This window comes from Pseudomonas sp. 2725, assembly GCF_050434585.1.
GTDB lineage: Bacteria > Pseudomonadota > Gammaproteobacteria > Pseudomonadales > Pseudomonadaceae > Aquipseudomonas > Aquipseudomonas jessenii.
In genome coordinates, this window is the sequence record NZ_JBNDIV010000005.1 from 450162 (window position 1) to 462893 (window position 12732).

12 protein-coding genes are annotated in these 12732 nt (G+C 58.7%); 9 read left to right on the plus strand and 3 right to left on the minus strand.

Translation table 11 applies throughout. The features are described 5' to 3' along the window. Positions 1–56: 56 nt before the first annotated feature. Positions 57–764, plus strand: coding sequence for an arginyltransferase (locus ABIE16_RS16930; protein ID WP_102670534.1), 708 nt, complete (start codon positions 57–59; stop codon positions 762–764). A gap of 111 nt (positions 765–875) precedes the next feature. Beyond that, positions 876–1094, plus strand: a complete 219-nt coding sequence (gene infA, locus ABIE16_RS16935; RefSeq protein ID WP_002553999.1) for a translation initiation factor IF-1 — start codon at positions 876–878, stop codon at positions 1092–1094. A gap of 361 nt (positions 1095–1455) precedes the next feature. Here the strand turns inward: infA and clpA are convergent, their stop codons facing one another. Next, positions 1456–3726 carry an ATP-dependent Clp protease ATP-binding subunit ClpA gene (gene clpA / locus ABIE16_RS16940; protein ID WP_057714168.1) on the minus strand — a complete coding sequence of 757 codons (2271 nt, stop codon included), beginning with the start codon at positions 3724–3726 and terminating at the stop codon, positions 1456–1458. A gap of 30 nt (positions 3727–3756) precedes the next feature. Then, a complete protein-coding gene (gene clpS, locus ABIE16_RS16945; RefSeq protein ID WP_020799529.1) occupies positions 3757–4140 on the minus strand; it encodes an ATP-dependent Clp protease adapter ClpS in 384 nt (127 codons plus the stop codon). 224 nt (positions 4141–4364) lie between these two features. Between clpS and cspD the strand changes: the two genes are divergently transcribed. Further along, positions 4365–4631 carry a cold shock domain-containing protein CspD gene (cspD, locus tag ABIE16_RS16950; RefSeq protein ID WP_429521615.1) on the plus strand — a complete coding sequence of 89 codons (267 nt, stop codon included), beginning with the start codon at positions 4365–4367 and terminating at the stop codon, positions 4629–4631. An 80-nt stretch (positions 4632–4711) separates the two neighbouring features. On the opposite strand, the gene icd is transcribed toward cspD, so the two are convergent. After that, complete coding sequence (gene icd, locus ABIE16_RS16955) at positions 4712–5968, minus strand: NADP-dependent isocitrate dehydrogenase (RefSeq protein ID WP_057399856.1); 1257 nt, start codon at positions 5966–5968, stop codon at positions 4712–4714. Between icd and ABIE16_RS16960 the strand changes: the two genes are divergently transcribed. From ABIE16_RS16960 to purB, 6 genes are all read left to right on the plus strand, one after another. Further along, entirely contained in the window at positions 5967–6134 is a 168-nt protein-coding gene (locus ABIE16_RS16960; protein WP_167362871.1) for a hypothetical protein, read from the plus strand. The two genes, icd and ABIE16_RS16960, sit on opposite strands and share 2 nt — an antisense overlap. A gap of 327 nt (positions 6135–6461) precedes the next feature. After that, a complete protein-coding gene (locus tag ABIE16_RS16965; RefSeq protein WP_429521616.1) occupies positions 6462–8687 on the plus strand; it encodes an NADP-dependent isocitrate dehydrogenase in 2226 nt (741 codons plus the stop codon). Positions 8688–8902: 215 nt separating this feature from the next. Continuing rightward, positions 8903–9349, plus strand: a complete 447-nt coding sequence (locus ABIE16_RS16970) for an NUDIX hydrolase (RefSeq protein ID WP_057714165.1) — start codon at positions 8903–8905, stop codon at positions 9347–9349. Positions 9350–9408: 59 nt separating this feature from the next. Further along, on the plus strand, positions 9409–10542 hold the full coding sequence (gene mnmA / locus ABIE16_RS16975) for a tRNA 2-thiouridine(34) synthase MnmA (RefSeq protein WP_150812620.1): 1134 nt from the start codon (positions 9409–9411) through the stop codon (positions 10540–10542). Then, positions 10539–11162 carry a high frequency lysogenization protein HflD gene (hflD, locus tag ABIE16_RS16980; protein ID WP_057714163.1) on the plus strand — a complete coding sequence of 208 codons (624 nt, stop codon included), beginning with the start codon at positions 10539–10541 and terminating at the stop codon, positions 11160–11162. The genes mnmA and hflD overlap by 4 nt, the downstream gene beginning before the upstream one ends. Positions 11163–11286: 124 nt before the next feature. After that, the gene (purB, locus tag ABIE16_RS16985) at positions 11287–12657 is read left to right on the plus strand and encodes an adenylosuccinate lyase (protein ID WP_007972090.1); all 1371 of its coding nucleotides are present in this window, start codon (positions 11287–11289) and stop codon (positions 12655–12657) included. The last annotated feature ends 75 nt before the right edge of the window (positions 12658–12732 follow it).

The window sequence follows — 12732 nt, forward strand, 5'->3', positions numbered from 1 at the left end:
CGACTTTTGCGCAGGTGGCTTACACTTATTCAAAAGCATTATCCCGAGGGTTGATCATGACCGAGTTGGCGCGATTGAAGTTCTATGCCACTCAGCCGCACTCTTGCAGTTATCTGCCGGAGGAGCAGGCCACAACCCTGTTCCTCGACCCTAGCCAGCCCATGGATGTGCATGTCTATGCAGACCTGTCGGAGATGGGGTTTCGTCGCAGTGGCGATCATCTCTATCGGCCGCATTGCCAGAATTGCAATGCCTGCGTTCCGGCGCGCATTCCCGTGGGACAGTTCACGCCCAACCGGCAACAGAAACGCATCTTCAAGCGCAACGTGGATTTGCAGGTACGTCCAGCCAAGCCCGGCTTCAACGAAGAATACTTCGACCTTTACCAGCGCTATATTGAACAGCGTCACGCCGATGGCGACATGTACCCGCCGAGTCGCGACCAGTTTTCGACATTCCTGGTGCGGGACCTGCCGTTTTCAAGATTTTATGAATTTCGCCTGAATGGCCGGCTGCTGGCCGTCGCCGTCACCGATTTACTGCCGAACGGTCTTTCGGCGGTCTACACCTTCTACGAACCGGCCGAAGAGCGCCGCAGCCTTGGGCGCTATGCGATCCTGTGGCAAATCGCCGAGGCCAGGCGGCTGGGGCTGGATGCGGTCTACCTCGGCTACTGGATCAAAAACTGCAAAAAAATGAACTACAAGACTCAATATCGCCCTATTGAGTTGCTGATTAATCAGCGCTGGGTGGTTCTAAACTAGAGCCGCCCCTAAACCCCTTGGCTTAAACCCCATTTTTCGGGCACAATGCACGCCGCTTTTGCCTGGCGCAGTTGCACCGGGCCATTCATTGGACACCGAGGGCTTTACTGCATGTCGAAAGAAGACAGCTTCGAAATGGAAGGCACTGTCGTCGACACCCTGCCCAACACCATGTTTCGTGTGGAGTTGGAAAATGGGCACGTCGTAACCGCGCACATCTCCGGCAAGATGCGCAAGAACTACATCCGTATTCTTACCGGCGACAAAGTGCGCGTAGAGCTGACTCCTTATGACTTGAGCAAAGGGCGCATCACTTACCGCGCTCGATAAGGTTGGAGCGAGCTTGCTCGCGAAAAACCTGACGGTACCGCGTCAAGTCAGAGTCCCCGCATCATCATTGACGAACATCGCGAGCAAGCTCGCTCCTACAGAGATAGGGCTCACTCGCTAAGCAAGTCAATACAAAACGCCCGGCTTATGCCGGGCGTTTTTGTTTGCCTGTAATTTACCCCCCACCTCCTGTAGGAGCGAGCTTGCTCGCGAAAAACCTGAGAGCACCACGTCAAGTCAGACTCCCCGCATCATCGTTGACGACCATCGCGAGCAAGCTCGCTCCCACAGACAGCAGACATGCCGATCAACAGACAGCAAAAAGGCGCCTCTCGGCGCCTTTTTGTTTTGCGGTTTAACGTCAGGCCATCTCGGCCGTGGTCTCGAACTCGAAGGTCAGCTCTCCGTCCTTGATGTCGATGTGTACCACACCGCCATGCTCGGCCAGTTCGCCAAAGAGAATCTCCTCCGCCAGCGGACGCTTGATCTTGTCCTGGATCAGGCGAGCCATTGGGCGAGCACCCATCGCCGCGTCGTAGCCACCTTCGGCCAGCCAGTTGCGGGCTGCATCGGTGACTTCCAGCAACACTCGCTTGTCTTCCAGTTGCGCCTGAAGCTCGGTAAGGAACTTGTCCACCACGCTCTTGATAACCTCATGACTGAGGCGACCAAACTGGATGATGGTGTCCAGACGGTTGCGGAATTCCGGCGTGAAGCTCTTCTTGATCACTTCCATCGCATCGGACGAGTGATCCTGATAGGTGAAACCGATCGAAGCGCGGGCTGCAGTCTCGGCACCGGCGTTGGTCGTCATGATGACGATCACGTTACGGAAATCCGCCTTGCGCCCGTTGTTATCGGTCAACGTACCGTGGTCCATGACCTGCAACAGCAGGTTGAAGACTTCCGGATGCGCCTTCTCGATTTCATCGAGCAACAATACGCAGTGTGGCTGCTTGGTGATGGCTTCGGTGAGCAGACCGCCCTGATCGAATCCGACATAACCAGGAGGCGCACCGATCAGACGCGATACGGTGTGGCGCTCCATGTATTCGGACATGTCGAAACGAATCAGCTCGACACCCAAGGCCTTGGCCAACTGACGCGCCGCTTCGGTTTTACCGACACCGGTAGGCCCTGCGAACAGGAACGAACCGACAGGCTTGTCAGGGGATTTGAGGCCGGCACGGGACAGCTTGATCGCGGTTGCCAGCGAATCGATCGCGGCATCCTGACCGAACACGGTCAACTTCAGGTCACGCTCCAGGTTACGCAGCAGCTCCTTGTCGGAACTGGTGACGTGTTTTGGCGGAATCCGCGCGATTTTCGCGACGATGTCCTCGACTTGCGGCACTTCGATGCGCTTCACACGCTTCTCGACCGGTTGCAGGCGCTGATAGGCACCCGCCTCGTCGATGACATCGATAGCCTTGTCCGGCATATGACGGTCGTTGATGTAACGCGAGGCCAGTTCGGCAGCCGCGCGCAGGGCCTCATCACTGTATTCGATATTGTGATGGCTTTCGAAACGCCCCTTCAGGCCGCGCAGAATGCCAATGGTGTCTTCCACCGAAGGCTCCGACACATCGACCTTCTGGAAGCGTCGGGCCAAGGCACGATCCTTCTCGAAGATGCCGCGGAATTCCTGGAAGGTGGTTGAACCGATGCAACGGATATCACCCGAGGACAGCAGCGGCTTGAGCAGGTTCGAGGCATCCATGACGCCACCGGACGCGGCACCCGCACCAATGATGGTGTGGATCTCGTCGATGAACAGGATTGCCTGCGGACGTTTTTTCAGTTCATTGAGCAACGCCTTGAAGCGCTTCTCGAAATCGCCACGATACTTGGTGCCCGCGAGCAGAGCGCCAAGATCGAGGGAATAAACAACACTGTTTGCCAGCAGATCCGGCACCTGGTCGTCGACAATGCGCTTGGCCAAGCCTTCGGCAATCGCGGTTTTACCCACGCCCGCCTCGCCCACCAGCAGCGGATTGTTTTTGCGCCGACGCGCCAGGATCTGCGCAACGCGCTCGACTTCCAGCTCACGCCCCACCAGCGGATCGATGCGACCCTGGCGCGCGAGTTCGTTGAGGTTGCTGGCATAAGCATCCAGGGGATTGCCTGAGGAAGAAGACTCACCGCCCTCGTCGTCCTGCATATCTTGCTCACCTTCAGAGTGATCGCCATGCCCCGGCACTTTGGAAATGCCATGGGCGATGTAGTTGACGACATCTATACGGGCAACGCTCTGCTGTTTCAGCAGGAACACCGCCTGACTCTCTTGCTCACTGAAGATCGCGACCAGCACGTTGGCGCCAGTCACTTCGCGTTTGCCCGAGCTCTGTACGTGAAACACAGCACGTTGCAGTACACGCTGGAAGCCCAGGGTTGGCTGGGTTTCGCGATCCTCGTCATGCACGGGGATCAATGGCGTGGTGGAGTCGATGAACTCCTGCAGGTCATGCTTGAGTTTGTCGAGGTTTGCGCCGCACGCACGCAGAACGGTGGCGGCAGCCTCATTGTCCAATAGGGCCAGCAAGAGGTGCTCGACGGTCATGAACTCATGACGCTTCGAACGAGCTTCCTTGAAGGCAAGATTGAGGGTGACTTCGAGCTCGCGGTTTAACATAGCTTCACCTCATACCCAAGTGTCCGGCGATTAACCGTCCTTCTCGATTTCACAGAGTAGCGGATGCTGGCTTTCCCTGGCGTACTGGTTGACCTGCATGGCCTTGGTCTCGGCGATGTCGCGGGTAAACACTCCACATACTGCCCGTCCTTCTGTGTGGACGGCCAGCATGACCTTGGTCGCCAGCTCGCGATTCAGGTTAAAAAACACCTCGAGCACTTCGACGACGAAATCCATCGGTGTGTAGTCATCATTGAACAAAACCACCTTGTACATCGGCGGCGCCTGTAAAGCAGGCTTGGCCTCCTGAACAGCAATGCCTGCGGAATCGTCGTCGTGTTCCTCCGGGCGATCCTTCTGGAGAGTCGGGCGATCCTGATTGAATGTTAGTCGAATCTGGCTGATTGCATGCATGGAAAGAAAGGTTCGTCAGTTGTTCAAATACAGTGGTGGGGGCGGCTATCAGCGATTTCAACTCCGACTGCCGGGTCAGCTTGACTATCGGCAAAACGGTGTTACAACCAATAGAGCCCACAGTGGGTAAAAAAGGTCCGCGGAGTCAATCTTATTTACAGATTCGACTGCGGATGTACTGGATGATACTCCAGTGATGGAGTGTGTTGCAGAGGGAGTTGGGTATGTCAGGCGGCAAGGTCAGCGGCAAGGTCAAATGGTTCAACAATGCCAAGGGTTACGGTTTCATCAATGAGGACGGCAAGACAGAAGACCTGTTTGCCCACTACTCCGCCATCCAGATGGAAGGTTATAAAACCCTGAAAGCCGGGCAAGCTGTCGTATTCGACATCATCCAGGGCCCCAAAGGCCTGCACGCGGTCAACATCGGCAGCCTGGTGGGCGCTTCGAAAGCGACGGCATCCGCCCCGCAACAGACCGTTACAGTGTAAGTCCACACCGTCATAGCGCCATAAAAAAACCGCCTGACTCATCTACTTGAATCAGGCGGTTTTTGTGTGCCTGCGTTTTGTTACATGTGCGAGATCAGCGCATCACCGAAGCCGGAAGACGACACCAGTTTGGCGCCTTCCATCAGACGCTCGAAGTCATAGGTCACGGTCTTGGCGGAAATCGCGCCATTGGTGCCCTTGATGATCAGGTCGGCCGCTTCGGTCCAGCCCATGTGGCGCAGCATCATTTCAGCCGACAGGATCAACGACCCCGGGTTGACCTGGTCCTTGCCGGCGTACTTCGGCGCCGTACCGTGGGTGGCTTCGAACATGGCGACGGTGTCGGACAGGTTGGCACCAGGCGCAATACCGATACCGCCCACTTCCGCCGCCAGGGCGTCGGAGAGGTAGTCGCCGTTCAGGTTCAGGGTCGCGATCACATCGTACTCGGCCGGGCGCAGCAGGATCTGCTGGAGCATGGCGTCGGCGATGGCATCCTTGACGACGACGTTCTTGCCGGTTTTCGGGTTCTTGAACTGCATCCACGGACCGCCGTCGAGCAGGGTTGCGCCGAACTCTTCAGCCGCCACTTCGTAGGCCCATTCCTTGAAGGCACCCTCGGTGAACTTCATGATGTTGCCTTTGTGCACGATGGTCAGCGAATCGCGATCGTTGTCGACCACATATTGCAGGGCCTTGCGCGCCAGACGCTTGGTGCCCTGCAGGGACACCGGCTTGACGCCGATACCGCAGTTCTCGTCAAAACGGATCTTGGTAACGCCCATTTCTTCTTTCAGGAACTTGATGACCTTGGTGGCTTCCGGCGTACCGGCCTTCCACTCGATGCCCGCGTAGATGTCTTCGGAGTTCTCGCGGAAGATGGTCATGTCGACATCGCCTGGCTTCTTGACCGGGCTAGGCACGCCTTCGAACCAGCGCACCGGGCGCAGGCAGACGTACAGGTCGAGCTGCTGACGCAGGGCCACGTTCAGGGAACGGATGCCGCCACCGACCGGGGTGGTCAGCGGGCCCTTGATGGAAACCACGTAATCCTTGACCGCATCCAGGGTTTCCTGAGGCAGCCAGGTGTCCTGATCGTAAACCTGAGTCGCTTTCTCCCCGGCGTACACCTCCATCCAGGAAATCTTGCGTTCGCCACCGTAGGCCTTCTTAACAGCAGCATCGACAACCTTGATCATGACCGGGCTGATGTCGACACCAATGCCGTCACCTTCGATGAAGGGGATGATCGGGTTATTAGGAACATTGAGAGAATGGTCTGCATTGACGGTGATTTTGTCGCCGACGGCTGGAACCTGAATCTTCTTGTAACCCATGCTGAACTCCATTGATTGGATTGAACATCTGGCTTGGTTCGAGCGTAACCCAGTTGAATCGGCGCGCAAACCCTATGTTCCATCGATCTGGCGCAAAGCCTTGCAACTCGCGCGCTACAAGCCTGAAAGCAAAGGGAAAAGCGCCAAAACCAAGCACGACGAGTGACCTTACGCCCTGCTCGCCCCTGCGACCTTTAGACCAATGGACGACATTCGTTGCATATGAACCATCGGCAGATTGCCAGCTACCTATGTATAATGCCGCCCGCTGACCACAGGGTCACGACGGCTGAAGTGCTCTACGATGAGACTTTCCGCCCGGCAAGCCGGCCTGTTATCGCAGTCCGGCTACTTGACGCCCTACTGATGCACCCAACATCACAGCAACGAAACCTCGATATTCGGCTCATGGATGACTTTGAACGAACGCGCTTACCCGGCGCCCTCGAGTTTCTGCGCACGCTTTAGCAAAGAAGAGAGAGTTAATCCGAATATGCCCACCCGCTCGAAGATCATCTATACCTTCACCGACGAAGCTCCTGCCCTCGCCACCTATTCACTGTTGCCTATCGTAGAGGCGTTCACCGCCTCGGCTGATATCGCCGTTGAAACCCGCGATATCTCTCTTGCAGGGCGCATCCTGGCCAGCTTCCCCGAGCAACTGGGTGACAAAGCCGTAGCCGACCACCTCGCCGAACTGGGCGCCCTGGCCGTTACGCCTGAAGCCAACATCATCAAATTGCCGAACATCAGCGCCTCGGTTCCGCAACTGCAAGCCGCGATCAAAGAGCTGCAAGCTCAAGGCTTCGCACTGCCGGACTACCCTGAGACTGTCACCTGCGACGCCGACAAAGAAGCCAAGGCGCGTTACGACAAGATCAAGGGCAGCGCCGTGAACCCGGTCCTGCGTGAAGGCAACTCCGACCGCCGCGCACCGCTGTCGGTCAAGAACTACGCACGCAAGCACCCGCACAAAATGGGCGCCTGGGCCAAGGACTCCAAGTCCCACATCGCGCACATGAGCACCGGCGATTTCTACGGCAGCGAAAAAGCCGCCCTGATCGACGCCGCTGACGCCGTGAAAATCGAACTGATCGCCCAAGACGGCACCGCTACCGTCCTGAAAGAAAAGACCAGCGTACAAGCCGGTGAGATCCTCGATTGCGCGGTACTGAGCAAAAACGCCCTGCGCAGCTTCATCGCGGCTGAAATCGAAGACGCCAAGGCACAAGGCGTGCTGCTGTCGGTTCACTTGAAAGCCACCATGATGAAGGTCTCCGACCCGATCATGTTCGGCCAGATCGTTGCCGAGTTCTATAAAGACGCACTGGCCAAGCACGCTGACGTGCTGTCACAGATCGGCTTCAACCTGAACAACGGCATCGGCGACCTGTACGCTCGCATCAAGGCTTTGCCTGCCGAGCAGCAAGCGCAGATCGAAGCTGACATCCAGGCGGTCTACGCCGTTCGCCCTTCCCTGGCGATGGTCAACTCCGACAAAGGCATCACCAACCTGCACGTGCCGAGCGACGTGATCGTCGACGCCTCGATGCCGGCAATGATCCGTGACTCCGGCAAGATGTGGGGCACCGACGGCCAGTTGCACGACACCAAAGCCGTGATCCCGGACCGTTGCTATGCCACCATTTACCAGGCCGTGATCGAAGATTGCAAAGCCAACGGTGCGTTCGATCCGACCACCATGGGCAGCGTGCCGAACGTTGGCCTGATGGCGAAGAAAGCCGAAGAGTACGGCTCTCACGACAAGACTTTCCAGATCAAGGCTGACGGCGTTGTTCGCGTCACCGACAGCAAGGGCAACCTGCTGATGGAACAGGCTGTTGAAGCCGGCGACATCTTCCGCATGTGCCAGACCAAAGACGCGCCGATCCAGGACTGGGTCAAACTGGCCGTCAACCGTGCTCGCGCCAGCAGCACCCCGGCGATCTTCTGGCTGGACCCGATGCGCGCCCACGACGGCGTAGTGATCGAGAAAGTTCAGGCTTACCTGAAGGATCACGACACTGCCGGCCTGGACATCCAGATCATGGCACCGGTCGACGCGATGAAGTCCACCCTGCAGCGCACCCGCGCCGGCAAGGACACCATCTCGGTAACCGGCAACGTACTGCGCGACTACCTGACCGACCTGTTCCCGATCATGGAACTGGGCACCAGCGCCAAGATGCTGTCGATCGTGCCGCTGATGAACGGCGGTGGCCTGTTCGAAACCGGCGCCGGCGGTTCGGCTCCGAAGCACGTTCAGCAACTGCTGGAAGAAAACTTCCTGCGCTGGGATTCGCTGGGTGAATTCCTGGCCCTGGCCGCGTCCCTGGAACACCTGGGCGTGACCTACAACAACCCCAAGGCGCTGGTTCTGGCCAAGACCCTGGACCAGGCCACCGGCCAGTTCCTGGACAACAACAAGTCGCCATCGCGCAAAGTCGGCAACATCGACAACCGCGGCAGCCACTTCTATCTGGCGCTGTACTGGGCTCAGGCCCTGGCTGCCCAGACCGAAGACGCTGCACTGCAAGCGCAGTTCGCGACCCTGGCCAAGACCCTGACCGAGAACGAGGCGACCATCGTTGCCGAACTCAACGCCGTTCAGGGCAAGCCAGTGGACATCGGCGGTTACTACCACGCCGACGCCGAGCTGATCAGCAAGGCCATGCGCCCAAGCGCAACCTTCAACGCGGCTGTCGCTGCGCTGGTTTAAGGTTGTAAGGGAACATCACAAACCCCGGCCCTGTGCCGGGGTTTGTGTTTTCCGGACCTCACACAATACCGAATAAACACACAACCCCTGTGGGAGCGAGCTTGCTCGCGATAGCGGTATATCATCCAACACCTCTGGTGACTGACTCGCCGCCATCGCGAGCAAGCTCGCCCCCACAGGGATAGTGTTTCAACATTCAAAACTGAGGAAGTTTTATGGACTGGAAACCCCACATCACCGTCGCCACGATCGTCGAAGACAACGGCCGCTTCCTGATGGTCGAGGAACTCAAGCACGGACGCGTGGTGCTCAATCAGCCCGCCGGCCATCTGGACCCGAACGAAACCCTGACCGAAGCCGCCGTGCGCGAAACCCTCGAGGAAACCGGCTGGGACGTCGAACCGACCGGCGTACTGGGCATTTACCTCTACACCGCCCCGAGCAATGGCGTGACCTACCAGCGGGTCTGCTTCATCGCCAAACCACTGAAACACCACGCGGATTATCAACTGGATGACGGCATCGTCGGCGCCAAGTGGTTGACCCGTGAGGAATTAATCGAGCAGCGCGACAACTGGCGCAGCGAGCTGATCATCCGCTGCATCGACGACTATCTGGCAGGCCAACACTTCGGCCTCGAATTGATCCGTCCTTCTCTTTAGCCTTGCGGGCCTGAGCCTGCTAGAATCGCGTCCTTTTTCAAGACACTCATTGAATCCCTATGCGTGATCCAGCCCCTTCTGACACACAAAAGAAGCGCGTCATTGTCGGCATGTCCGGCGGCGTGGACTCTTCCGTTTCCGCCCTCCTGCTGATCGAGCAGGGTTATGAGGTGGAAGGCCTGTTCATGAAGAACTGGGAAGAAGACGATGGAACGGAATACTGCACCGCCATGGATGACCTGGCGGACGCCCAGGCCGTGTGCGACAAGATTGGCATCAAGCTGCACACCGCCAACTTCGCCGCCGAGTACTGGGACAACGTGTTCGAGCATTTCCTGGCCGAATACAAGGCCGGACGCACGCCGAACCCGGACATCCTGTGCAACCGCGAAATCAAGTTCAAGGCGTTCCTCGACTACGCCATGATGCTTGGCGCCGACCTGATCGCCACCGGCCACTACGTGCGTCGCCGCGACATCGATGGTCGCACCGAACTGCTCAAGGGCCTGGACCCGAACAAGGACCAGAGCTACTTCCTGCACGCCGTCGGTGGCGAACAGATCGCCAAGACCCTGTTCCCGGTCGGCGAGCTGGAAAAACCGCAAGTGCGCGCCATTGCCGAGAAGTACGAGCTGGCGACCGCGAAGAAAAAGGATTCCACCGGGATCTGCTTTATCGGCGAACGCCGCTTCAGCGACTTCCTCAAGCAATACCTGCCGGCCCAGCCAGGCGAGATCAAGACCACCGAAGGCGAAGTCATCGGCCGTCACCACGGCCTGATGTACCACACCATCGGCCAGCGTCAGGGTCTGGGCATCGGCGGCCTGAAAGACGCCGGTGACGAGCCGTGGTATGTGCTGATCAAAGACCTGGAACACAACGAACTGATCGTTGGCCAGGGCAATGATCACCCTTACTTGTTCTCCCGCGCCCTGCTCGCCTCGGACATCTATTGGGTCAACCCGATCGATTTGACCGAGCCGCGCAAACTGACCGCCAAGGTGCGTTATCGCCAGAGCGACCAGCCCTGCACCCTGGAAAAAACCGCCACCGGTTATCGCGCGACCTTCGATGATCCGCAACGCGCGGTCACTCCGGGCCAGTCCGTGGTGTTCTATGACGGTGAAATCTGCCTCGGCGGCGGCGTGATTGAAGTAGCCGAGCCGTGGACGAGCAAGGGCCAGGCCCTATGAACCCGATTCAGGAGCAACTGACGGCACTGGGCGGGGTGTTTCTCGCCGCGGTGCTGGTGGACAGGATCGCCAAGACCGGCCAGACCAACGAAGCCGGCCTGAGCTGCATGCTCGGCAGCCTGCTGATCCGCGACCCCAAGGACACGCTGGAAGTCTATGGTGGCGACGACATCAACCTGCGCGAAGGCTACCGCGCACTGATCGGCGCCCTCGAACGCGACCCAAGCGCCCTGCAGCGCGAGCCCCTGCGTTATGCCCTGGCCATGCTCGGCCTTGAGCGTCAGTTGGCCAAACGTGGGGACATGCTCGACGTGATCGGCAAACGCCTGCCGCAGATTCAGTCCCAGGTCGAACACTTCGGCCCGGCCCACGAAAACGTGATCGCCGCCTGCGGCGCGCTGTATCAGGACACCCTGAGCACACTGCGCCAGCGCATTCAGGTGCACGGCGACATGCGCAACCTGCAACAACCGAGCAACGCCTCGAAAATTCGCGCCCTGCTGCTGGCCGGCATTCGCTCAGCACGCCTGTGGCGGCAATTGGGCGGTCATCGCTGGCAACTGGTGATCAGCCGCCGCAAATTGCTCAAAGAGCTTTACCCCTTGATGCGTAACGAATAACCCGCATCGACAGAACCGAACTCAGCAATACGCGTAATACGCCGGTCAGTTGGCGACGGACCGGCGGATTTTTTCATGTATGATACGCGCCCCATTTCGTTGCCCGACTGTCCGAGAACACCCCATGCAGCTTTCTTCGCTCACTGCGGTTTCCCCTGTTGACGGCCGCTACGCCGGCAAAACCCAGGCCCTGCGCCCAATTTTCAGCGAGTACGGCCTGATCCGTGCCCGCGTTCTGGTTGAAGTGCGCTGGCTCCAGCGCCTGGCCGCTCACCCTGCCATCAGTGAAGTGCCGGCGTTCTCCGCCGAAGCCAACGCTGTGCTCAACACCCTGGCGGAAAACTTCTCTCTGGAGCACGCCGAGCGCGTCAAAGAGATCGAGCGCACCACCAACCACGACGTCAAGGCCATCGAGTACCTGCTCAAAGAGCAAGCGGCCAAGCTGCCGGAGCTGGCCAAGGTCAGTGAATTCATCCACTTTGCCTGCACCAGCGAGGACATCAACAACCTGTCCCACGCCCTGATGCTGCGCGAAGGCCGTGATGACGTGATGCTGCCGCTGATGCGCCAGACCGCCAACGCCATCCGCGAACTGGCCATCCGTTTCGCCGACGTGCCGATGCTGTCGCGCACCCACGGTCAGCCGGCCTCGCCGACCACCCTGGGCAAAGAGCTGGCGAACGTGGTTTACCGCCTGGAGCGCCAGATCGCTCAAGTCGCTGCCGTTCCGCTGCTGGGCAAGATCAACGGCGCTGTCGGCAACTACAACGCCCACCTGTCGGCCTACCCTGAGATCGACTGGGAAGCCAACGCCCGCGCCTTCATCGAAGACGAGCTGGGCCTGGGCTTCAACCCGTACACCACGCAGATCGAACCGCACGACTACATTGCCGAGCTGTTCGACGCGATCGCCCGCTTCAACACCATCCTGATCGACTTCGACCGCGACATCTGGGGCTACATCTCCCTGGGTTATTTCAAACAGCGCACCATCGCTGGCGAAATCGGTTCGTCGACCATGCCGCACAAGGTCAACCCGATCGACTTCGAAAACTCCGAAGGCAACCTGGGTATCGCCAACGCACTGTTCCAGCACCTGGCGAGCAAACTGCCGATCTCCCGCTGGCAGCGCGACCTGACCGACTCCACCGTACTGCGCAACCTCGGTGTCGGCTTCGCCCACAGCGTGATCGCGTACGAAGCCAGCCTCAAGGGCATCAGCAAGCTTGAGCTCAACGAGCAGAAGATTGCCGCCGACCTGGACGCCTGCTGGGAAGTATTGGCCGAGCCGATCCAGACCGTGATGCGTCGCTACAACATCGAAAACCCGTACGAAAAGCTGAAAGAACTGACCCGCGGCAAGGGCATCAGCCCGGAAGCGCTGCAGACTTTCATCGACGGCTTGGACATGCCAGCCGCCGCCAAGGCCGAGCTGAAATTGCTCACCCCGGCGAACTACATCGGCAACGCTGTAGAACAAGCCAAACGCATCTGATCGACCGCTAGACCCTTTATAAGACGCCCGGCCGCGCCGGGCGTTTTTATTCCCGTCTGAAAAGTGCATTTTTTC

Bases quoted from the DNA above. Each gene is read 5' to 3' on its own strand.
- clpA (WP_057714168.1), bottom strand. From the start codon at position 3,726: ATGTTAAACCGCGAGCTCGAAGTCACCCTCAATCTTGCCTTCAAGGAA.
- ABIE16_RS16970 (WP_057714165.1), top strand. From the start codon at position 8,903: ATGGACTGGAAACCCCACATCACCGTCGCCACGATCGTCGAAGACAAC.
- hflD (WP_057714163.1), top strand. From the start codon at position 10,539: ATGAACCCGATTCAGGAGCAACTGACGGCACTGGGCGGGGTGTTTCTC.
- cspD (WP_429521615.1), top strand. From the start codon at position 4,365: ATGTCAGGCGGCAAGGTCAGCGGCAAGGTCAAATGGTTCAACAATGCC.
- purB (WP_007972090.1), top strand. From the start codon at position 11,287: ATGCAGCTTTCTTCGCTCACTGCGGTTTCCCCTGTTGACGGCCGCTAC.
- icd (WP_057399856.1), bottom strand. From the start codon at position 5,968: ATGGGTTACAAGAAGATTCAGGTTCCAGCCGTCGGCGACAAAATCACC.
- ABIE16_RS16960 (WP_167362871.1), top strand. From the start codon at position 5,967: ATGCTGAACTCCATTGATTGGATTGAACATCTGGCTTGGTTCGAGCGT.
- ABIE16_RS16930 (WP_102670534.1), top strand. From the start codon at position 57: ATGACCGAGTTGGCGCGATTGAAGTTCTATGCCACTCAGCCGCACTCT.
- infA (WP_002553999.1), top strand. From the start codon at position 876: ATGTCGAAAGAAGACAGCTTCGAAATGGAAGGCACTGTCGTCGACACC.
- ABIE16_RS16965 (WP_429521616.1), top strand. From the start codon at position 6,462: ATGCCCACCCGCTCGAAGATCATCTATACCTTCACCGACGAAGCTCCT.
- clpS (WP_020799529.1), bottom strand. From the start codon at position 4,140: ATGCATGCAATCAGCCAGATTCGACTAACATTCAATCAGGATCGCCCG.
- mnmA (WP_150812620.1), top strand. From the start codon at position 9,409: ATGCGTGATCCAGCCCCTTCTGACACACAAAAGAAGCGCGTCATTGTC.